Raw genomic sequence first — 21,987 nt, 5'->3', positions numbered from 1 at the left:
CCCGTCACCCTCGGAAGCCCAGCTGCCATGGCCATCTCCAGCAACGACCTCGACCAGCACGGCCTGATCGTCGGGGTATCTCCCGAGCGCTTTCGCGCGGTGGCGATGCCCCTGCTGTTCGATCACCTTGATGCGCAGTGCGAAGGCACCATCGCCGTGAACCGCCAGGCGCGAATCGTCTGGATCAACGACAAATACGCAGAGAAGCTCGGCATCAGTCCGCCGCACTGCGTGCTCGGCAAGGAGATCGAAGAGGTGTTGCCGGCCAGCCGCCTGCGCGAGGTGGTCGAGAGCGGCCAACCGAGCATGCTCGATCTGATGGCCTTCGGCAGCGAGCACTTCGTGGTCACGCGCATCCCGCTGCGCGACAAGGACGGCACCCTGGTGGGTGCGCTGGGCTTCGTGCTGCTGGATCGCGCGCACCAGCTCAAACCGCTGATGGCCAAGTACAACAGCCTGCAGAATCAACTGCTGGCTACCCAGAGTGAGCTGGCCAAGGCACGCCGCGCCCGCTACACCATCGCCGGCTTCATCGGCGGCAGCGCCGCCGCCAGCGAGGTCAAGCGCCAGGCCCGGCGCGCCGCACAGCTGGACGCCACGGTGTTGCTGCGCGGCGAGACGGGCACCGGCAAGGAGCTGCTGGCGCAGGGCATCCACAACCTGTCGCCGCGCGCCAACGGCCCGTTCGTGGCGGTCAACGTCGCCGCCATTCCCGAAACCCTGGTCGAGGCCGAGCTGTTCGGCACCGCGCCGGGCGCCTTCACCGGTGCCGATCGCAAGGCGCGCATCGGCAAGTTCGAGGTGGCCAACGGTGGCACGCTGTTCCTCGACGAGATCGGCGACCTGCCGCTGGCATTGCAGGCCAAGCTGCTGCGTGTGCTGCAGGAGCAGGAAGTCGAGCCGCTCGGCTCCAACCAGGTCAAGCCGCTCAACGTAAGGGTGATCGCCGCGACCCATATCGACCTGGAGGCCAAGGTCGCCGCCGGGCAGTTCCGCGCCGACCTCTACTACCGCCTGAATGTGCTGGCGCTCCACGTGCCGCCGCTACGCGACCGCCGCGAGGATATCCCGGCGCTGGCCGAACACCTGCTCGACGACATCGCCAACCGCTCCGGCCAGGCGCCCCGGGAGCTGAGCCGCGAAGCCCTGATGTTGCTGGTCCGGCAGCCGTGGAACGGCAACGTGCGGGAGCTGCGCAACCTGCTGGAGCGGGTACAGTTGGATGCCGACGGCCCAGTGCTGGAGGCGGCGCAACTGCTGCCACTGCTGGCTACGCGCGGCGCACCGTTGCCCGTCACGGCGGCCGCCAACCCAACGCCGCAGGCTGCTCCACCCGCTGACGAACCCCAGCAGCCGCTGCAGCCCTTGGCGCACAGCATCGCGGCAGCCGAGCGCCGCGCGCTGCAGCACGCCCTGGCGACCTGCAACGGCAATCGCCGGCGCGCCGCCAGCGAACTGGGCATCTCCCGCGCCAGCCTGTACAGCAAGCTGCAGCAGCACGGCCTGGGCACGCGCCGCTAGGCACCTACTGGGCCACCCAGCCGCCATCCATGTTCCAGGCCGCACCACGCACCTGGGCGGCGGCCTCGCTGCACAGGAATACCGCCAGCTCACCGAGCTGTTCGGGGGTGACGAACTCCCGGGACGGCTGCTTCTCCGCCAGCAGGTCATGGCGCGCCTCGTCGGGGCTGGCACCGGCCTCGATGCGCGCCTGAATCTGCTGCTGCACCAGGGGCGTCAGCACCCAGCCGGGACAGATCGCGTTGCAGGTGATCGGCGTGGTCGCGGTTTCCAGGGCGATGCTCTTGGTCAGGCCGATCACCCCGTGCTTGGCGGCCACATAGGCGCTCTTGCCGGCGGAAGCCACCAGCCCATGGGTGGAGGCGATATTGAGGATGCGCCCCCAGCCGCGCTGGCGCATGCCCGGCAGCACCAGGCGCGAGGTATGGAATACCGAGGACAGGTTGATGGCGATGATGGCGTCCCAGCGCTCCACCGGAAACGCCTCCACCGCGGCGACATGCTGGATGCCGGCGTTGTTGACCAGGATGTCGGGGCCACCAAAGGTCCGTTCGACGTAGGCGATCATCTCGGCGATCTGCTGCGCATCGGCCATGTCTGCCGGGTAGTGGCCGACTCGCGTGCCATGGCGGCCAAGCTCGGCAAGCACGCCTTCGACGTCGCCGAAGCCATTGATCACCACTGCGGCACCGGCCGCGGCCAGACGGTGGGCGATGCCCAGGCCGATGCCGCTGGTGGCGCCGGTGACCAGTGCGATCTTGCCTTTGAGATTCATGTGGGGTTCTCCTGCCGATGACGACCCGCCGGGGGCGCCTGCCCGTGGACGGCGCCTTGTCTGAACTACCTACAGCGAAAGACGTGCCAGACCGTCCGCAACTCCCCGCCGACACCCAAAGGCCAGGCGCCACGCGGCTTTGCCGCTGCTCTGGCACTGCCGCAGCGACGCAGAGGGCCTGAAAAGACGTCCGGTTCTCTGGACATGTTCAGCAGCAGCAAGCGACTGTCCAGGGATCTGGACAACCGCACGCGACCTCCGCCAAGCGGTTGTGCACGACACCCGTCGGATACCGGTCGGCGCGGACAAACTTCGCCCTTGCAGGCGATGACTAAGCTGCATACCGGACGCGTGCCGATTCTCCCGGAAGCCCGCATGAAACCATGGCTGCATCCCCTACTGCTGGGGGGCCTGCTGACGACCACGACGCTGCTCGCTGCCCCTCCCGTGTGGGCGGCGGAGCGACAGGTGCTCCCTGTAAAAGTCCAGCAGGCCTTGCGCCAGCACAAGCTGGACGGCCAGGCACTGTCGCTGGTGGCCATCCCGCTCAACGGTCCCGGCCAGATCACCGCCTACAACGCCGACGTGCCAGTCAATCCCGCGTCCACCATCAAGCTGGTCACCACCTACGCCGCGCTGGAGCTGCTCGGTCCCGCCCACACCTGGACGACCGAGCTGTATGCCGATGGGCCGCTGCGCGACGGTGTTCTGCACGGCAATCTCTACCTCAAGGGTGGTGGCGATCCCAAGCTGAACATGGAACGCCTCTGGCTGCTGTTGCGCGACCTGCGCAGCCATGGGGTTAACACCATCAGCGGCGACCTGGTGCTGGACCGCAGCCATTTCCTGCAGCCCGCCCTGCCGGAATTCGACGATGACAGCGGTGACGCCAACCGCCCGTATCTGGTGGCGCCAGATTCCCTGCTGATCAATCTCAACGCCCAGCGTTTCAGCGTGCGCAGCGAAGGTGGCCAGGTGCATGTGAGCGCCGAACCGCCACTGGACGCGGTGCGCATCGACAATCGCGTGCGCCCGCTGCCGGCCCGCGCCACCTGCCCGGCCTGGCCGCAGGTGAGTTACCGGCCGGTTCACCAGGGCGACAGCGTGACCCTGGTGATCACTGGCGAGCTGGCCCAGGGCTGCAAGGCACACACCTATCTGGCGCTGCTCGATCATCCGCAATATGCGGCGGGTACCGTGCGGGCCATCTGGCGCGAGCTGGGCGGCACCCTGCTGGGCGCCAACCGTATCGACCGCGTGCCGGAGGATGCGCGCCTGCTGGTGCGCGCCGAATCGCCGGACCTGGTGGAGGTCATCCGCGACATCAACAAATACAGCAACAACACCATGGCCCGGCAGCTGTTCCTCAGCCTGGGCGCCGCCTTCCGTACAGGACAGGACAGTGACGATGCGGCCGCCGCGCAACGGGTGATTCGCCAGTGGCTCGAACGCAAGGGGCTGCCGGTGGCACGGCTGGTGCTGGAAAACGGCTCGGGCCTCTCGCGCAGCGAGCGGGTCACTGCCCGGGGCCTGGCCAGCCTGTTGCAGTCGGCCTGGCAGAGCCCGTTCGCCGCCGAGTTCATTTCCTCCATGCCGCTGGCGGCGCTGGACGGCACCATGCGCAAACGCCTGCAGGACACCGCCGTGGCCGGCAAGGCGCACATCAAGACCGGCACCCTGAACAACGTGCGCGCCATCGCCGGCTACAGCCGCGACGTGAACGGTAGCAGCTGGGCGGTGGTGGCCATCCTCAACCACCCGCGCCCCTGGGGCGCCTCGGCAGTGCTGGACCAGGTGCTGCTGTCGATATACGAGCAGCCGCGCGAGCGGCGCAGCACCGCGCGACGCTGAGGTCAGGTCGCCAGGCGCACCTGATCGCGACCTGCGCGCTTGGCTGCGTAGAGCGCGGCGTCGGCACGATTGAGCAAATCATCGGCGGTTTCGCCGGTATGCCATTGCGCTACACCAAAACTGGCGGTGACGCGCCCCACTTCTTCGATCGATTCGCCAGCCAGCAGCGCCCGCAGCGCCTCGGCCAGGGTCGCCGCCTGGGACAGGCTGGTCTGGGCGCACAGCACGGCGAATTCCTCACCACCCAACCGGCACAGCAGGTCGCTACGCCGCAGGCGCGCTCCCAGCCGCTGGCAGCACGCCCGCAGGACCCGGTCACCGGCGGCGTGGCCAAACTGGTCGTTGATCTGCTTGAAATGGTCGATATCGAACATCAGCAGGGACAGGCCGGCTTCACGCCGCCCGGCCAGTGAGATGGCCTGCGCCAGGCGCTCCTGGAAGTAGCGGCGGTTGAACACCCCGGTCAGGCCATCGGTTTCCGAGAGCTGGCGCAACTCCTGTTCGGTGTCCTTGAGCGGCGTGATATCCGACAGGAAGCCGTGCCAGAGAACGCCACCATCGGCACCGCGCTCCGGCATGGCCTCGCAGCGGAACCAGCGCTGTCCCTGGCTGGGCAGCAGGCAACGCAGCTCCGTCTGCCACAGGGTCAGGTGTTGCGCGGAATCCTGCAGGCCGTCGCGCAGTCGCGGGTAGTCTTCCGGGTGCACAAGGCGGAACATACGCTGGGCATCGGAACGCACATCGGTGGGGTCCAGCTCGTAGAGGCCGGACAGCGCGGCACTGGCGTACGGCACGCTGAAGTGGCCGTTGGGCGCGCGGTGCAGCTGGAAGATGATGCCCGGCACGCGCTGGGTCAGCTTCTGCAACAGGTGGTCGCGCTCCTCCAGCGCCGCACGGCTGCGCCGGCGCTCGGTGGCGTCGGTGGCGATGCCCAGGTAGCCGACCGCCTGGTCGTATTCGTCGCGGATACTGGTGGTGATGAGGTCGACGACCAGATGGCCACCATCACTGCGCAGGTACGTCCATTCCTGGCTGGTGCGGCAGTCCGCAGTCAGTTCCTGCAGGCTACGCCGCGACCCGGACGGCGCGGCGTGATCGTCCAGATCCTCGGCGCGGCACAGGCGTTCGATCGGCTGCCCGATCATCTGCTCCGCGCGGTAGCCCAGCATGCGTTCGGCACCGACGTTGAAACGCTGGATGAGTCCCTGCAGGTCGGTGGCGATGATCAACACATGGGTCGTGGCCCTGAGCAGGGCATCGAGCTCGCCCAGGGTGCGGTTCAACTGCAGCTCGGTGTGCTTGCGGCCATCGATATCCGTATGCACGCCGATCATGCGCAACGGCTGGTCCTGAGCATCGCGCAGCACCACTTGCCCGCGACTGAGGATCCACTTCCAACTGCCGTCCTTGCAGTACAGACGGTACTCGTAGGCGACCGACTCCGTGGCGCCGGACATGTGGCGCTCCAGAGCCCGCAGCGCCTGGTGCCGGTCCAGCGGGTGGATCAGTTCGAGCCATTCCTGGTAGGTGCCCTCGATCTCCCCGTCGGCGTAGCCGAGCATGTGCTTCCAGGTCGGCGAGAAGTAGGCGCGGCCCGTCTGACATTCCCAGTCCCAGACGCCATCACCCGCTCCCTCCAGGGCGAAGTGCCAGCGCCGCTCGCTGAGGCGCAGCTCTTCCTGACTGGTCTGCAACTCCCGCTGGCTGGCCTGCAGTTCAGCCGTGCGCACCGCCACCAGGCGGCGGGTGCGTTGCCGCTCACTGAGCAACGAGCCCAGAAATCCGGCCGCCAGCAGGCTGACCAGACCACCCAGCAGGAAGACCCACACACCCACCGATCCTCCATGCTGGTGCATGAAGGCGAACTGCGGGCGCAGGCTGACGGCGAACAGTCGGTCGGCCATGGGCAGCATCCGGTGGTACTCCAGCGCGCTGCTCTCGGCTGGCTCGCCTGCCGAGTGGAGCAAGCGGGGCTGCTCGGCGTCGCTCAGGTCCCAGAGTTCGGTGTACAGCCCTTCGGTACTGCCGTGCTCGGCCAGCACCTCGTCCAGCAGCAGGGCAGAGGAAACGAAACCCAGCAGTTCACCCGCACGCAGTACCGGGGCCATCACCACCAGGGCCTGGCCATAGGGGGTGACAGGCGACAGCGTCAGCACGGTGGAGACCAGCCCCTCACGCTCGCGCGCCCGTTGCAGGATCTCCCGCCTGCCTGGATGGGACGCCAGGTCCAGGCCTGGCAGGCGTTCACCCAGATGGCGCGAACCTACGTAGCGCACCGGAAAATACTCGTCACGCACCCCGGCCGGGCGAAGCGCACCTCGCTCATCCACTTCGCGCAGACCGTTCGCGCCACCCTGCTCGCGCAACCGGGCCTCGAAGGCCGGCCGCTGCTCGTGGGTCACGCGGGGCATCCAGATAAAGCCCAGGCTGTCGGCCAACAGGTGCTCGGTCGCCAGGGCGAAGGCTCCGGGGCCCAGGTCGCCGGCCAGGCTCAGGTGGCGGCTGAGGGATTCGACCTGCTGCTGACTGGTCTTGAACTGGTTGGCGATCCGCGACACACGCTCGCCGGCCAGACGCTGGAATTGATCCTGCATCTGAGCACGGCGATTCTGCTCCAGGGCATACGCGGCGGCTGCCGATAACGACAGGCCGACAAGAAATACCAGAAGGAACACAGTGCCGGCTTCGCAGCCCCGACTTACGGGCCGGGGCCTGGAAGAATCATCTTGCTGTACTGCCTGCATACCGACTTCCCTGCCAGCGCAAACCAGGGTTCAGCCGTGGCTGATGTGCCAGGCCCTGTGGATGCGGGGATTGCGGGCGAAATCCGGATCCAGTGTTTCGCCCGTCACTTCGGCGATTTTGTAGCGTTTTGCCAGCATCTCGTCCAGCTGGAATTTACGGAAGTTGTTCGAGAAGTACAGGACGCCCCCCGCCGCCAGCCGGGCCATGGCCAGGTCGATCAACCGGGCATGATCGCGCTGAACGTCGAACACTCCTTCCATGCGCTTGGAGTTGGAGAAGGTCGGCGGGTCGATGAAGATCAGGTCGTACTCGCCGCGATCCGCTTCCAGCCAGGCCATCACGTCGCCCTGTTCCAGGCGCTGCTTGTCCGAGAAGCCGTTCAGCGACAGGTTGCGGCGTGCCCAGTCCAGGTAGGTCTTCGACAGGTCGACACTGGTGGTGCTGCGTGCGCCGCCCTTGGCCGCGTGCACGGTAGCGGTCGCGGTGTAGCAGAACAGGTTGAGGAAGCGCTTGCCGGCCGCCTCGCGCTGGATGCGCAGGCGCATCGGCCGGTGGTCGAGGAACAGGCCGGTGTCCAGGTAATCGGTGAGGTTGACCAGCAGCTTGACGCCGCCCTCGCTGACCTCCATGAAGCGGCCCTGCTCGCCCTGGCGCTCGTACTGGCGGGTACCGGTCTGCCGTTCGCGACGCTTGATCACCACGCGCTCGGCGGGCACGCCAAGGGCCACCGGGATCGCCGCCAGGGCGTCGAGCAGGCGGGTCTGGGCCTTTTCCGGGTCGATCGAGCGCGGCGGCGCGTATTCCTGCACATGCACCCAATCGCGGTACAAATCGATGGCCAGGGCGTACTCGGGCATGTCCGCGTCGTACAGCCGGTAGCATTCCACACCGGCCTGCTTCGCCCATTTGCCCAGGGTCTTGAGGTTCTTCTGCAGGCGGTTGGCGAACATCTGCCCACCTTCGGACAGGCGTGCCGGCTCACTGGCCTGGGGCACAAGGCGGTCTTCGGCGCCCTGGCGGTTGCCGGTGACGAACTGGTCGGGCCGCACCTGCAACAGCAGCAGCTTGCACGGCAGCGCGCCGTTGAACAGCGCGTACTGCTTGTGACTGCGAATGCCCATGCGCTTGCCCAGCTCAGGCGCGCCGGTGAAGATCGCGGCCTCCCAGCCCATGCAGGCCTGGCGCAGGCGCTCGCCCAGGTTCTGGTAGAGGTACAGCAGGCTGGCTTCGTCGCCCAGGCGCTCGCCATACGGCGGGTTGCACACCACCAGGCCGGCCTGGCCCTTGTCGGTGCGCGGCTCGAAGGTGGCCAGTTCGCCCTGGTAGATGCGTACCCACTCGCCGAGTCCGGCGCGCTCGATGTTGTTGCGCGCCGGCTGGATCAGGCGCGGGTCGGCTTCGTAGCCGCGAATCCACAGCGGCGGCTTGCTTAGGCCGATGCGCGCGCGCTCCTCGGCCTCGACGTGCAGGCGGTTCCACACGGCCGGCACATGGCCGAGCCAGCGGGAAAAGCCCCACTGCTGGCGCTTGAGGTTGGGGGCGACGTCGGCCGCCATCAGGCCGGCCTCGACCAGGAAGGTGCCCACCCCGCACATCGGGTCGGCCAGCGCGCCGCCCTCGGCGGCAATGCGCGGCCAGCCGGCGCGGATCAGGATCGCGGCAGCCAGGTTTTCCTTGAGCGGCGCGGCACCCTGCTGCAGGCGGTAGCCGCGCTGGTGCAGGCTGTGCCCGGACAGGTCGATGGAAAGTACCGCCTCGCCCTTGTCCAGGCGCAGGTGCACGCGCAGGTCGGGATTGTCCTTGTCCACCGACGGGCGCTGGCCGAACTGCGCGCGCAGACGGTCGACAATGGCGTCCTTGACCTTCAGCGCGCCGAAGTGTGTGTTGTCGATGCCGGCGCCGCGCCCGCTGAACTCCACCGCCAGGCTGCCGCCGGCATCCAGGTGCTCGCTCCAGTCGACGGCCTTGACGCCTTCGTAGAGGGTCTCGGCATTGCTCACCGGGAAGCGCGCCAGCACCAGCAGCACCCGGTTGGCCAACCGCGACCACAGGCACAGCCGATAGGCGGTTTCAATACCGGCGAAGCCGCGCACCATGGCCACATGTTCGCGGGCCTCTTCCAGCCCCAGTTGCCCGGCCTCGTCCAGCAGCAGGCTTTCCAGGCTCTTGGGGCAGGTCAGTACCAGTTCGTAACGCTCAGACATTCGAAAATCCAGGCCCGCAGGCGATAAAGGCTTCCGCCAGAGAAGCCGAAACAAATTGAAACGACGAGCTGCACAACAGTTGCTGACAAAATCACGGTGCGCAACTAGCGCCCAAACCCACCTGGGATACCGCTTTGCCCCGACAAGTGGCGCTGCTTATGGTTCCGTCAGGCGAAATGTTGCCTCGTTATGACAAATCGATCATTCACAGCGCTCGCCCCTTTGGATAGAAACAACCTCAGGGAGACAACGCAAGGTTGCCCTTCCTATGGGGTCGTCACGCCGGCAACGACCCCTTTCGCGGCCTCGCAACGCGGCCGCCAGTGGGAAATACAGTCAACGATTGAGGGCAATACCCGATGAGAAGACTAAAGCGTGACCCGATGGAACGCGCCTACTTACGCGGTTACCAACATGGTGTTCATGGCAAATCCCAGGAGCTCTGTCCCTTCACCCATCCGACGACTCGCCAGGCCTGGCTCAATGGCTGGCGCGAAGGTCGCGCCGACCACTGGGACGGTCTGACCGGCACCGCCGGCATACATCGACTGAATGAAATGAGAGCGGTCGGCTGAGACCCGGTCCGACGCTCTTCCGCCGCGCCAGGCCCCACACGGACCTGGCACGGTGATCGCCAAAGGGCTCCCAAGGGAGCCCTTTCCATTTGTGCGCTTCAGGTCCGCGGCAGCGCGGCGATGGCATCCACCGCTTCGCGAATCAGCTTCGGGCCCTTGTAGATGAACCCCGAATAGATCTGCACCAGGCTCGCCCCGGCGGCGATCTTCTCGGCCGCGTCGCGCCCTTCGGTGATACCGCCCACGGCGATGATCGGCAGACGCCCACCCAGCTCGGCGGCCAGCACCTTCACGGTGTGGGTGCTCTTGTCGCGTACCGGCGCGCCGGACAGACCGCCGGCCTCGTCACCGTGCAGCAGGCCTTCGACGCCTTCGCGACTCAGGGTGGTGTTGGTTGCGATCACCGCATCCATCCCGGCTTCCACCAGCGCGCGTGCCACCTCGACGGTTTCCTCGTCGCTCATGTCCGGGGCGATCTTGATCGCCAGCGGCACACGGCGGCCGTGCTCGACGGCCAGGTCTTCCTGCCGACGGCGCAGGGCTTCGAGCAGTTGGCGCAGCGAATCACCGAACTGCAGGCTGCGCAGCCCGGGGGTATTCGGCGAGCTGACATTGACCGTCACGTAGCTGGCGTGGGGATAGACCTTCTCCAGGCCGATCAGGTAGTCGTCCACCGCGCGCTCGACCGGGGTGTCGAAGTTCTTGCCGATGTTGATGCCCAGCACGCCGCGATAGCGGGCGGCGCGCACGCGCTCCAGCAGGTAGTCGACACCATGGTTGTTGAAGCCCATGCGGTTGATGATGGCCTGGGCTTCCGGCAGGCGGAACAGGCGCGGCTTCGGGTTGCCCGGCTGAGGGCGCGGCGTCACGGTGCCGATCTCGAGGAAGCCGAAACCCAGCTGGCCGAGACCGTCGATGGCGTCGCCGTTCTTGTCCAGACCAGCGGCCAGTCCGACCGGATTGGCGAATTCCAGACCCATGATCTTCACTGGCAGGGCCGCCGGCTTCTTGCACAGCAGACCGTTCAGCCCCAGACGCCCGCCCGCGCCGAGCAGGTCGAGGGACAGTTCGTGAGAGGTTTCCGGAGACAGTCGAAAGAGCAGATCGCGGGCCAGGGAGTACATGGTCGGGCTCGTTGGGTGTTTGGGGCCGCCGAGTATACCCGCTCGGCGCGCGCTTTTGACCCGTCGGACTCAGGCCAGACGCTTCACGTCCAGCAGCTTGCCGTCGGCCCCTACCTCCAGCCGGAAGGTGCCCTGGATGCCGGCATGGGTCAGGAACGGCCGCAGATGATGGGCCGGCAGGCTCACGCTGCGCCCGTCGCGACTGTAGGCCAGCACCCGGTTGGCACGGCCCTGGTAGTAGGCCAGGAACTGATCGGCCGTCAGATGGATATCCAGCACCAGGCTGGGCATGGAGCGCCCCCTTTGTCAGACACGCGAGTCAGTTTGCCACATCTGCGACCCAAGTCGCCCTCGCCAGCGAGCGGGCCGCTCTGCCACACTAGCGAGCGCCAGCAAGGCCAGGCGGGCAACGCACCTTTCCATGCGCCCTGCTCACCCGGTTCGAATGGCACGCCACCCCGACGCAGTACTGTTGGAGCCCGTAGCATTGCCATGACCTCGCCCACGCCACCCCCGCGCCTCACCAGCCGTTTGTCGTCCCTGGCCGGACAGCTGGGCCTGGGCGGCAAGGCTGCCAGACGCATGCTGGATCGCGCACGCCAGCTCAGCCTGCCGTTTCAGCCGATCCCCCTGCCCACCCTGAGCATCTGGTGGCAACTCGGTCCACAACTGGAGCGCCTGGTGGATCTACCGCGCGGCGCCCTGTCCGGACCGGTGCAGGAGGACAAGGCGGCCGCCCACGCGGTGCTGGCGCGCCTGCTCGAGGTGAATCATCGCTTCGTGCCGGCCTTCGATCTGCGCGACATCGGTGGGCTGTGCTGTCCACCGGGTGACCAACCACCCCATTCGCGCCTGGAAGACCTGGCCGCCACGCCGGCCTGCCGCAGCCTGCGCATGATCAGCTACAAGGATTTCCTCAAGGCCGCCGAACAGACGCTGCCCGGCAAGGGTCAGCCCCTGCGCCTGCGCCAGGCGGAATGGTTTGGCGAACGGCTGTTCTACGACGGAGACCAGGGCACCACGCTGGCCGTTCTGGTTGCCTATGCCCGCTTGCGCGGCCTGAAGCACGAGCTGCCGGCGGAGGTCGCCCAGTATCGGCTCAATCCGGTGGTGCTGGCCGAGCTGCACAGCCACTACCACATGCTCGGCATGCCGGCCGAGGCCTGGAGCGACCCAGGTTTCATGGGGCTGCTGCTGGACAGCGGGCTGCCGTATTCGCGCCTGTTGCTGCAGCGCACGCCCACGGTGCTCGAAGCCCTGCTGCTGCCGCGCGCCGACGAACAGGCGAACGCCCTCGGCGAAGGCCTGCGCCTGGCTGGCGCGCCGGACCTGGTGGAATTCCTCTACCACCTGCCGACCACCCTGCACATCGATCCGTAAGCGCCGCCGGGCGTCGTGCCCAACGGCGGCCGAAAAGCGCCGACCGCCTACCTGGATCACGGGTCTGCAGGGCGGCCGCCCGGCGCTGCCGTTCAGCCCGAACGCGCCAGGTCCGCCAGCTCCCGGCTGGCCACGGCATGCAGCGCATAGTCGTTTTCACCCGCGCCGCGCAGTTCGGCGAGGATCGTTTCCCAGCGCTGCACCAGTGGCTGGCGTTGTTCCAGCCAGCTCTCCAGGCGATGGCGCGGATCGCCTTCGCCGGGGGCCGACAGCAACGACAGGGTGATCTCCCGCTGCTGGCTGTCCAGTTCATCGCGGAAGGCTTCGCGGGCCTGCGCCTGCCAGTGGCTGTTCACTGCAAGATGGGTGATGCGCCGCAGGTAGCCGTCCAGGTCCAGAGCGCTGCCCACGGCGAAGAAGGCCCGCGCCACCAGCAGCGGTTCGTGACCGGTCCGCTCGGCCACCTCCAGGATCGGCAACAGCATGTAGAGCTGGTCGCTGGCCGCCACCATGCGTGCCAGCAACTCCGGCACCCCGGCCTCGGCGTAGGCCTGGTGGCGCTCCTGCCACTGCTCGCGGGCCGCCCCCTGCAGCAGCTCGTCCAGTTTCACGCCAAGGGTGGCCACCGGCGGGCCGAAGTGCGCCACATCGCGGGCAGCGTCCAGGGTCTGGCGGCGGCTGCGCAGGAACCAGCGCGTGGCCCGGCGTCCCAGGCGCATCAGTTCATCCATCAGCGCCAGCTGCGTATCCGCGCTCACGCCATAGTCCAGCGACTCGATCTGCCGGTACCAGTGCGGCAGGTGGAAGACGTCGCGCACGATCACATAGGCCTCGGCCACCTGGGCGGCGCCCATGCCGGTGGATGAGCACAGCCGTTGCGCGAAGGTGATACCCATGCGGTCGACCAGATCGTTGGCGATCTGGGTGGCGACGATCTCGCGCCGCAGCCGGTGATTGCGCATCGCCTCGCCGAAGCGCTCCACCAGCTGCGGCGGGAAAGCGCGCTGCATGTCGCGTACCAGGTAATCGTCGTCCGGCACGCTGGAATCCAGCAGCGCCTGCTTGAGGTCGATCTTGCTGTAGGACAGCAGGACCGCCAGCTCGGGCCGGGTCAGCGCACGGTCGCCGAGCTGCTCGTCGCTGGGCAGGAATTCCAGCGCCCGGTCCAGGCGCCCGCGGCTTTCCAGGTCGCTCATCAGCCGGCGGTATTCGCCCATCCGCTCGCGGGCGCGGCGTTCGGCCAGCGACAGCGCCTGGGTCTGCGTGTAGTTGCTGCCCAGCACCAGCTGCGCCACGTCGTCGGTCATCTGCGCCAGCAACTGGTTGCGCTGCTTGCCGGTCATGTCGCCGGCGACCAGCACGCCGTTGAGGAGAATCTTGATGTTCACCTCATGGTCGGAGCAGTTCACCCCGCCGGCGTTGTCGATGAAGTCCGTGTTACAGGCGCCACCGTTTAGGCAGTACTCGATGCGCCCCAGCTGGCTCATGCCCAGGTTGCCCCCCTCGCCCACCACCCGGGCGCGCAGTTCCCGACCGTCGATCCGTAGCGGATCGTTGGCCTTGTCGCCGATGTCGGCATGGCTTTCCGTGCTGGCCTTGACGTAGGTGCCGATGCCGCCGTTCCACAGCAGGTCCACCGGCGCCCGCAACAGCGCGCTGACCAGCTCGTTGGGCGACAGCTTCTCGGCCTGGATGTCGAAGCGCTCGCGCATCTGCGGGCTGACGGCGATGCTCTTGGCGCTGCGCGGGAACACCCCGCCACCGGCGGAAATCAGCCCCGCGTCGTAGTCCGCCCAGCTGGAGCGCGGCAGCTCGAAAAGCCGCTTGCGCTCGGCATAACTGGCGGCCAGGTCAGGATCGGGGTCGACGAAAATGTGCAGATGGTTGAAGGCGGCCAGCAGCTGCACCCGCTCGGACATCAGCAGCCCATTGCCGAACACATCGCCGCTCATGTCGCCGATGCCGATCACCGTGATGCTGTCGCGCTGCACGTCGATGCCACGCTCGCGGAAGTGCCGCTGCACCGAGACCCAGGCACCGCGCGCGGTGATGCCCATCTTCTTGTGGTCGTAACCGGCCGAACCGCCCGAGGCGAAGGCGTCGCCCAGCCAGAACCCGTACTGGGCGGCGATGCCATTGGCGATATCGGAAAAACTCGCCGTGCCCTTGTCGGCGGCCACCACCAGATAGGGATCGTCGCCGTCGTGGCGCACCACCTGTTCCGGCGGGACCACGCGGCCTTCCAGGTAGTTGTCGGTGATGTCCAGCAGGCCACTGATGAACAGCCGGTAGCAGGCAATGGCCTCGGCCTGAATCTCGTCGCGGCTACCGCCCACCGGCAGGCGGCGGGGCACGAAGCCGCCCTTGGCGCCCATCGGCACGATGACCGCGTTCTTCACCTGCTGGGCCTTGACCAGACCGAGTACCTCGGTGCGGAAATCCTCCTCGCGATCCGACCAGCGCAGCCCGCCACGCGCCACGGGACCGAAGCGCAGGTGCACGCCCTCGACACGCGGCGAATAGACGAAGATTTCGTACAGCGGGACCGGCCGGGGCATCTCGCTGATCGCGCCGGGGCTGATCTTGAAGCTGAAGTAGGGCTTGTGCCGACCCTCGGCGTCGGTCTGGTAGAAGTTGCTGCGCAGCGTGGCGCCGATCAGCTCCAGGTAGCGACGCAGGATGCGGTCCTCGTTGAGCACCGCCACCTGGTCAAGCGCGGCGCGAATGGCCTCCTCGAGCTTGCCCTGCTTCTCCTCCAGCGCCTCCGCGGTGAGCTTGCGGGCCAGGTAGAAGCGGGTCTTGAACAGACGCACCAGCTCCAGCGCGATGTCGGTGTGGTTGTTCAGCGTGGCGGCGATGTAGCCCAGGTCGAAGCCGATGCGGATCTGCTTCAGGTAACGGCCGTAGGCGCGCAGCAGCGCCACCTCCCGCCAGGTCAGCCCGGCGCCGAGCACCAGGCGGTTGAAGGCGTCGTTCTCGGCATTGCCGGCGATGATATGGGTGAACGCCTCCTGGCAAAGGCCGTTGAGCGTCTTCAGATCGACCACCAGCCCGGCCGGCGGCGCGAAGGTGAAGTCGTGAATCCAGTAGGCCCGGCCATCGCGCTGGCGCAGCCGGTGCGAATACTCGCCGAGCACCCGCAGCCCGAGGTTCTCCAGGATCGGCAGCACATCGGACAACGGCAGCGGCAGATCGGCGTGGTAGATCTTGCAGTGCAGCTCGCCCTCGCCCTGTCCCAGCGGCTGGTAGAAGCTCATCACCAGCCGCTGTTCGTCGGACAGGCTGCGAATGTGCTGCATGTCCGCCACCGCCGAGTGCGGCTCGAAGCGCTCCCGGTAGCCGGCCGGGAAGCCGGGCGCGAAGCGTGCCAGCAGGTCGGTGCCGCGCGCCTCGCCGAAGCGCTCGACCATCAGGCTGGCGAACTCGTCCTGCCAGGAACGGCAGGCCTGTATCACCTCCTGCTCCAGCTGGCGCGCGTCGAACGCCGGCACGGTGCGCGGGTCGACACGCAGGATCAGCTGCACGCGGGCCAGCACCGATTCGGAAAAATAGGTCCAGAACTCGCAGTCGGAGGCGTTCAGGCGCTCCATCAGCAGGTTCTGGATCTTCACGCGGATCTCGGTGGAATAGTGGTCGCGCGGCACGTAGACCAGGCAGTAGACGAACCGACCGTAGGGGTCCTTGCGCAGGAACAGGCGCAGCTTGTTGCGCTCCTGGATCTGCACGATGGCGATGGCGGTCTCGTACAACTCGTCCACCGGCGTCTGGAACAGCTCGTCGCGGGGCAGCACTTCGAGCACCTGGGCCAGCTCCTTGCCCAGGTGCGCGTGTCGGGCGAAACCGGAACGGCCGAGGATCGCTTCGGCCTTGCGGCGCACATAGGGAATGCGCGTGACGCTTTCGGTATACAGCATGGAGGTATAGAGACCGAGGAAGCGGCACTCCCGGACCACCCGCCCCTGGTCGTCCAGCATGCGCAGCGACACCAGGTCGGGGTAGGCGGAGCGATGCACGCGACTGACCTGGGAGGCCTTGGCGAAACTCAGCAGGCAGGGCTCGCGCAGGTAGGCCAGCACCGAAGGCTCGATGCTGCGCTGCTCGTCGCTGAGGTTCTTGCGCAACACCCGCGACAACCCCAGCAGCGAACCCTCGTCGTACTCGATACGGGCGCCGCGCTCGTCCTCGAGCACCCGGAATTCCTCGTAGCCCAGGAAGGTGAAGTGATGATCCAGCAGCCATTCGTAGAAGGCCCGCACCTCACCGACACTCTCACCCTCGTCCGCATCGCCCCGCTGCGCCAGATGTTCGAGCAGGCGACGGACCTGTTCCTGCATCGCCGGGTAATCGCCCACCGCCAGGCGCACCTCGGCCAGCACGTCACTCAGCAGCTGCTGCAGCTCGCGCAGCTCGGCGGTACTGGCGCAACGGTCGATCTCCAGGAACATCAGGGCTTCGTCGCGTGCGCCCTCGGCGTGGCTGCCGAGCGGCAGGATGTCCAGCAATTCCCCCGCCGCGCCGCGCCGCACGCTGAGCACGCTGTTCTGCAGGGTGTGGATGCTGTGACCGCGCCGGTTGAGCGCCATGCGCACCGAATCCACCAGGAACGGCATGTCCGGGTGCAGCACCTGCACCACGCTGTGGGTGGACTGCCAGCCATGCTGCTCGTAATCGGGGTTGAAGACCCGCACCAGCGGCTCGCCGCGAAACGCCTCCAGTAGCCGCCAGGCGGACAGCGTGCTGCCCTCCAGGTCGGCCAGGCGGTGCTGCAGCAGCTCCTCCAGGGGAGCAATGGCGAAGAACTGTTCGGCGAATCGCGCCAGCCGGGGAAGCACCTCGGGCTCCACATGCCGGGCGAGCGCTTCTCGCAGTTGCTGGTGAAAATCGGTCTTGCCGGACGCGCTGAAAAAGACCATGACAACTCCATCGAAGCAGGCAGGGTGGCAGAGTGACAGTAACGAACCCGTGTTTCCGTTCAACGTTAGTCCACGGGTGGCCACTCCGGGTTGCGACGCCTCGTGCCAGCGCGGCCGAGTTGGATTAAAGTGCCGGTCTTGCCGACGAGCCGACCGGACTCGCCCACCGGAGATGACCCCGACGATGGAACATCGCGAAGCGCTGCTTGCCCTGCGCCAGTTCATGGCCAGCCGTATCCTTGGCCAGGACCGCCTGATCGACCGCCTGCTGATCGCCCTGCTCGCCGACGGCCACCTGCTGGTGGAAGGCGCGCCGGGCCTGGCCAAGACCCGCGCCATCAAGGAGCTGGGCGAAGGGATCGAGGCGGAGTTCCATCGCATCCAGTTCACCCCCGACCTGCTGCCGGCGGACATCACCGGCACCGAGATCTACCGCCCGGAGACCGGCAGCTTCGTGTTCCAGCAGGGGCCGATCTTCCACAACCTGGTGCTGGCCGACGAGATCAACCGAGCGCCGGCCAAGGTGCAGTCGGCGCTGCTCGAAGCCATGGCCGAGCGCCAGGTGAGCATCGGCCGCAGCACCTACGCGCTGTCGCCGCTGTTCATGGTGATGGCCACCCAGAATCCGATCGAGCAGGAAGGCACCTACCCGCTGCCTGAAGCCCAGCTCGACCGTTTCCTCATGTACGTGAAGATCGGCTATCCGGACGCCTCGGTGGAGCGCCGCATCCTCCAGCAGGCGCGCGGCGAGGCGCTGCACGGCGCCGACGCCGGCGCGCACCGACGCATCAGCCAGCAGGCAATCTTCGCCGCCCGCCAGGAAGTCCTCGCCCTGCACATGGCCGATGCCGTGGAGGAGTACCTGGTGCAACTGGTCATGGCCACCCGCTTCCCGGCCAAGTTCGACGCCGACCTGGCCGCCTGGCTCAGTTACGGCGCCAGCCCGCGCGGCAGCATCTCGCTGGACCGCTGCGCCCGCGCCAACGCCTGGCTGGCCGGCCGCGACTTCGTCAGCCCGGAGGATATCCAGGCGGTGTTCTTCGATGTGCTGCGCCACCGCATCATCCTGTCCTTCGAGGCCGAGGCCTCCGGCATCGACCAGGACCAGGTGCTGCAGCGGGTGCTTGACGTGGTGGCGGTGGGCTGATGGACCGCCCGGCTCCCGGCCCCGCCGGCGCCTACACCACCCTCGCCGAGCTGGTGGACATCCGCCACCAGCTGCGCGGCCTGCAGCTGTTTTCCACGCCCTACCGGCGCAGTGCGCTGGTAGGCCTGCATCGCTCGCGGCTGCGCGGGCGCGGCATCGACTTCGACCAGGTGCGTGTCTACCAGGCCGGGGACGACGTGCGCACCATCGACTGGCGCGTCACCGCGCGTACCCAGCAACCGCACACCAAGCTGTTCCACGAGGAGCGCGAACGCCCCGTCTACCTGCTGGTGGAGCAGAGTCGCCCGCTGTTCCTGGGCAGCGGCGCGCGCTTCAAGTCGGTGCTCGCCGCCCAGGCGGCGGCGTTGTTCGGCTGGGCCGCGCTGGACCACAACGACCGCATCGGCGGCCTGGTGTTCGGCAGCGGCGATGCCCCGGAAGTGCGCCCCCGGCGCAGCAAGCAGAGCCTGCTGCAGCTGCTCAGCCGGCTGATCGATGCCAATCATGCCCTGCACGCCGACATGCCCGGCCCCCAGGGCACCTTTGGCCCGGCGCTGCGTCGCGCCCGCGAGGTGCTGCGCCCCGGCAGCCTGCTGGTGGTGATCTGCGACGAACGCGCGCTGGACGACGCGTCCGAACAGCAACTGGCGCTGCTCGGCCGGCACGTGGAACTGATCCTCGTGCCGCTCTCCGATCCGCTGGATCACGCCCTGCCCGCCGCCGGTCTGCTGCGTTTCGCCCAAGGCGGCGCCGCGCTGGAGCTGGACACCTACGACCCGCTACTGCGCAAGGCCTACCGTGCCCGCGGCGAGGCCCGCCAGCAGCGCTGGCAGCAACTGGCGGACAAGGTGCGCGCGGTGCTGCTGCCGCTGAGCACCCGCCACGAACTGCTCGATCAGTTGCGCGACTTCCAGACCGCGCCGGTGGAGGCCCAGCCATGAATCCCCTCGATTCCCTGCTGCCGCCCATCGCGCCGCCACCAGTGCCCTGGTGGCCGCCTGCACCCGGCTGGTGGCTGCTGGCCCTGGCGCTGCTGCTGACGGTCGGGGGGCTGTATCTGTTGCGTCGCCGCCTGCGCCGCCGCCCGCTGCGCCCCACCCAGCTCGATCCGCTGCGCCTGGCCGCCCTGCACGAACTCGACAGCCTGGAGAAGCCCTACGGCCGCGAGGCCGGCCCCTGGCTGCAGCAAATCAACGCGCTGCTCAAGCGCCTATGCGTGCAGCGCTACCCGCAGAGCCAGTGCCAGACCCTGAGCGGCCGCGCTTGGCTGGCCTTCCTGGACAGCCGCTGCCCCTCCGCCGGACTCACCCGCTGGATGGTGCTGGTGGAAGGCGCCTACCGGCCGCGCTGCCAGCTCGACGACAAGGCGCTGCAGGCCCTGCACCAGGCCATCGACCTGTGGATCCGCAAGCATGTTTGAGTTCGCCTGGCCGTGGATCTTCCTGCTCGCCCCGCTGCCCTGGTTGCTGCGCGCCCTGCTGCCGCCGGCCGACAGCGGCGAGGCGGCGCTCAAGGTGAGCTTCCTCGATGAGCTGCAGGACCTCAGCGGCCAGCGTGCCCGTGGCAGCAGCCTGCCCGCCTGGCGCCAGCAGCTGCCCTTCATGCTGGTGTGGCTGTGCCTGCTGCTGGCCGCCGCCCGCCCGCAATGGCTCGGTGAACGCTTGCCGATTCCCGCCAGTGGCCGCGACCTGCTGCTGGCGGTGGATGTCTCGGGCTCCATGGAATACCCGGACATGCTCTGGCGGGACCAGCCCATCAGCCGCCTGGGGCTGGTGCAGCGACTGTTCGGCGAATTCATCGAGCAGCGGCGCGGCGACCGGGTCGGCCTGATCCTGTTCGGCAGCCAGGCCTACCTGCAGGCGCCGCTGACTTTCGACCGGCGCACCGTGCGCACCTGGCTGGAGGAGGCCCGCGTCGGCATCGCCGGGCCGAACACCGCCATCGGCGACGCCATCGGCCTGGCGGTCAAGCGTCTGCGCGACCAGCCGGCGCACAGCCGCGTGCTGGTGCTGATCACCGACGGCGCCAACACCGGTGGCAGCCTGGCGCCGCTGACCGCCGCGCAACTGGCGGCGGACAATCGCGTGACCCTCTACACCATCGGCATTGGCGCCCTGCCGGGACAGGGCCGTGGCCCGGGAATCTTTGCCTTCGCGCCGGGGCTGGATCTGGACGAGCCGGGGCTGCAGGCGATGGCCGAACTGACCGGTGGCCAGTACTTCCGCGCCCACTCCAGCGACGCGCTGCGCGAGATCGGCCAGACCCTCGACCGCCTGCAGCCGGTGGCCCAGCAGAGCCTGCCGGTGCGCCTCACCCGCGAGCTGTACGTATGGCCGCTGGCGGCGGCGCTGCTGTTCAGCCTGTTGCTGGTGGTGCGGGTGATCCGGCCGCAGGGCATGGCCCCCTACTGGCTGCGGAGGTCGCGCCCATGACCGAGCTCTGGCCGACCCTGTTGCGTCCTGCCTGGCTGTTGCTGCTGGTGCCCTGCGCCTGGCTGCTCTGGCGCCTGTGGCGCCGCGAACGGCGCAGCGCGCGCTGGCAGCTGCTGCTGCCGCGTCCCTTCCATGCCCTGCTGCTGGCCGGCAACCAAGGCCGTAGCAGCCGCCTGCCCTGGCTGGCCCTCGGCCTGGCCTGGCTGCTGGCGCTGCTGGCGTTGCTCGGCCCGAGCTGGCAGCGCATGGAACAGGCGACGGCGACGCGCGGCGATGTGCTGGTGGCGATCCTCGACTTGACTCCGCGCATGCTGGCCACCGACCTGCCGCCCACTCGCCTGGAGCAGGCAAGACGCACCCTCGTCGACCTGCTGGAGGCACGGCGCGGCGCGCAGACCGGCATCGTTGTCTATGCCGGCAGCGCCCACGTACTGGTGCCGCTCTCCGACGACCTGGCCACCGCCCTCAACCTGCTCGGCGCGCTCACACCGTCGATCATGCCGGAACCCGGCCAGCGTGCCGACCTGGCCGTGGCCCGCGCGTTGGCCCTGCTGGAGCAGGCCGGCCAGGGCAGCGGTCGCCTGCTGCTGTTGACCAGCGGCCTGAGCGACGCGGAACAGACCGCCATCGCCGCCCTCCCTCTCGACGGCAATCGCCTCGACGTCCTCGGCGTGGGCACCTCGCGGGGCGCCCCGATCGTGCTGGACGACGGCAGCTTCCTGAAGGACGCGCAGGGCGCCATCGTGCTCCCGCGCCTGGACGCCGCCAGCCACCAGCGCTTCGCTCGCCAGTTGGGCGGCGCCTACCAGCCGCTGCGCCCGGACGCCGCCGACCTGCGGGCCCTCGGCCTGCTGGAGGCCACGGCCAGCGAACAGGAAAGCGGTCAGCGGCTGCCGCTGGAACACTGGGTGGACCAGGGCTACTGGCTGTTATTGCCACTGTTGCTGCTCGCCGCCTGCGCCGGTCGACGCGGCTGGCTGTTCTGCCTGCCCCTGCTGTTCACACCATTACCCAGCCATGCCGCCTTCGATACCCTGTGGCTGCGCGCCGACCAGCAGGGCCAGCGCCTGCTCGCCGAAGGCCGGCCGGAGGACGCCGCCCAGGCCTTCACCGACCCCCAGCGCCAGGGCTACGCCCTGTACCTGGCCGGTGACTATGCCGAAGCCGCCGAGCGTTTCGCCCAGGGCGACCAGGCCGCCGATCACTACAATCGCGGCAACGCCCTGGCCCTCGGTGGCCAGCTGGAAGAGGCCCTGCTGGCCTATGACCAGGCCCTGGAACGCGACCCACAACTCGAGCAGGCCCGCCACAATCGCCAGC

Annotated in this window: 15 protein-coding genes; 9 read left to right on the top strand and 6 right to left on the bottom strand. The window is 68.1% G+C overall.

Going from position 1 to position 21,987, the window contains the following annotated elements; translation table 11 throughout:
* Positions 1-27: 27 nt before the first annotated feature.
* Positions 28-1,521: a sigma-54-dependent Fis family transcriptional regulator gene (locus AS93_RS0105660; protein ID WP_027589698.1), complete on the top strand. Its 1,494-nt coding sequence runs from the start codon at positions 28-30 to the stop codon at positions 1,519-1,521.
* A 4-nt stretch (positions 1,522-1,525) separates the two neighbouring features.
* Here the strand turns inward: AS93_RS0105660 and AS93_RS0105655 are convergent, their stop codons facing one another.
* Positions 1,526-2,296: a 3-hydroxybutyrate dehydrogenase gene (locus AS93_RS0105655; protein ID WP_027589697.1), complete on the bottom strand. Its 771-nt coding sequence runs from the start codon at positions 2,294-2,296 to the stop codon at positions 1,526-1,528.
* 375 nt (positions 2,297-2,671) lie between these two features.
* On the opposite strand from AS93_RS0105655, the gene dacB reads away from it, so the two are divergent.
* Positions 2,672-4,147: a D-alanyl-D-alanine carboxypeptidase/D-alanyl-D-alanine-endopeptidase gene (gene dacB, locus AS93_RS0105650; RefSeq protein WP_081798227.1), complete on the top strand. Its 1,476-nt coding sequence runs from the start codon at positions 2,672-2,674 to the stop codon at positions 4,145-4,147.
* Between the two features lie 2 nt (positions 4,148-4,149).
* Here the strand turns inward: dacB and AS93_RS0105645 are convergent, their stop codons facing one another.
* Together AS93_RS0105645 and rlmKL are read right to left on the bottom strand one after the other, a co-directional pair.
* Positions 4,150-6,741 carry a diguanylate cyclase gene (locus tag AS93_RS0105645; RefSeq protein WP_051587350.1) on the bottom strand — a complete coding sequence of 864 codons (2,592 nt, stop codon included), beginning with the start codon at positions 6,739-6,741 and terminating at the stop codon, positions 4,150-4,152.
* Between the two features lie 180 nt (positions 6,742-6,921).
* Positions 6,922-9,096, bottom strand: a complete 2,175-nt coding sequence (rlmKL, locus tag AS93_RS0105640) for a bifunctional 23S rRNA (guanine(2069)-N(7))-methyltransferase RlmK/23S rRNA (guanine(2445)-N(2))-methyltransferase RlmL (RefSeq protein WP_027589694.1) — start codon at positions 9,094-9,096, stop codon at positions 6,922-6,924.
* A gap of 359 nt (positions 9,097-9,455) precedes the next feature.
* On the opposite strand from rlmKL, the gene rmf reads away from it, so the two are divergent.
* Positions 9,456-9,671 carry a ribosome modulation factor gene (gene rmf / locus AS93_RS18815; protein ID WP_037008600.1) on the top strand — a complete coding sequence of 72 codons (216 nt, stop codon included), beginning with the start codon at positions 9,456-9,458 and terminating at the stop codon, positions 9,669-9,671.
* A 98-nt stretch (positions 9,672-9,769) separates the two neighbouring features.
* Here the strand turns inward: rmf and AS93_RS0105635 are convergent, their stop codons facing one another.
* Positions 9,770-10,795, bottom strand: a complete 1,026-nt coding sequence (locus AS93_RS0105635; protein WP_027589693.1) for a quinone-dependent dihydroorotate dehydrogenase — start codon at positions 10,793-10,795, stop codon at positions 9,770-9,772.
* A gap of 69 nt (positions 10,796-10,864) precedes the next feature.
* Positions 10,865-11,086, bottom strand: a complete 222-nt coding sequence (locus AS93_RS0105630) for a DUF2835 domain-containing protein (RefSeq protein ID WP_027589692.1) — start codon at positions 11,084-11,086, stop codon at positions 10,865-10,867.
* A 201-nt stretch (positions 11,087-11,287) separates the two neighbouring features.
* On the opposite strand from AS93_RS0105630, the gene AS93_RS0105625 reads away from it, so the two are divergent.
* The gene (locus AS93_RS0105625) at positions 11,288-12,175 is read left to right on the top strand and encodes a hypothetical protein (protein ID WP_027589691.1); all 888 of its coding nucleotides are present in this window, start codon (positions 11,288-11,290) and stop codon (positions 12,173-12,175) included.
* Between the two features lie 92 nt (positions 12,176-12,267).
* Here AS93_RS0105625 and AS93_RS0105620 read toward each other — a convergent pair whose 3' ends face one another.
* Positions 12,268-17,088, bottom strand: a complete 4,821-nt coding sequence (locus tag AS93_RS0105620; RefSeq protein ID WP_027589690.1) for an NAD-glutamate dehydrogenase — start codon at positions 17,086-17,088, stop codon at positions 12,268-12,270.
* Between the two features lie 184 nt (positions 17,089-17,272).
* Between AS93_RS0105620 and AS93_RS0105615 the strand changes: the two genes are divergently transcribed.
* From AS93_RS0105615 to AS93_RS0105595, 5 genes are all read left to right on the top strand, one after another.
* A complete protein-coding gene (locus AS93_RS0105615; RefSeq protein WP_027589689.1) occupies positions 17,273-18,235 on the top strand; it encodes a MoxR family ATPase in 963 nt (320 codons plus the stop codon).
* Positions 18,235-19,176, top strand: a complete 942-nt coding sequence (locus AS93_RS0105610; protein WP_027589688.1) for a DUF58 domain-containing protein — start codon at positions 18,235-18,237, stop codon at positions 19,174-19,176. The genes AS93_RS0105615 and AS93_RS0105610 overlap by 1 nt, the downstream gene beginning before the upstream one ends.
* The gene (locus tag AS93_RS0105605; RefSeq protein ID WP_027589687.1) at positions 19,173-19,655 is read left to right on the top strand and encodes a DUF4381 domain-containing protein; all 483 of its coding nucleotides are present in this window, start codon (positions 19,173-19,175) and stop codon (positions 19,653-19,655) included. The genes AS93_RS0105610 and AS93_RS0105605 overlap by 4 nt, the downstream gene beginning before the upstream one ends.
* On the top strand, positions 19,648-20,667 hold the full coding sequence (locus tag AS93_RS0105600) for a VWA domain-containing protein (RefSeq protein WP_027589686.1): 1,020 nt from the start codon (positions 19,648-19,650) through the stop codon (positions 20,665-20,667). Before AS93_RS0105605 ends, AS93_RS0105600 begins: the two co-directional genes overlap by 8 nt.
* A partial coding sequence (locus AS93_RS0105595) for a VWA domain-containing protein (RefSeq protein ID WP_027589685.1) occupies positions 20,664-21,987 on the top strand: 1,324 nt, incomplete at its 3' end. The genes AS93_RS0105600 and AS93_RS0105595, both read left to right, overlap by 4 nt.

It is taken from the genome of Pseudomonas sp. RL, assembly GCF_000647775.1.
Lineage (GTDB): Bacteria > Pseudomonadota > Gammaproteobacteria > Pseudomonadales > Pseudomonadaceae > Serpens > Serpens flexibilis.
Note: the sequence above shows the minus strand (reverse complement) of the source record. Positions and strands in the feature narration are given on the sequence as shown.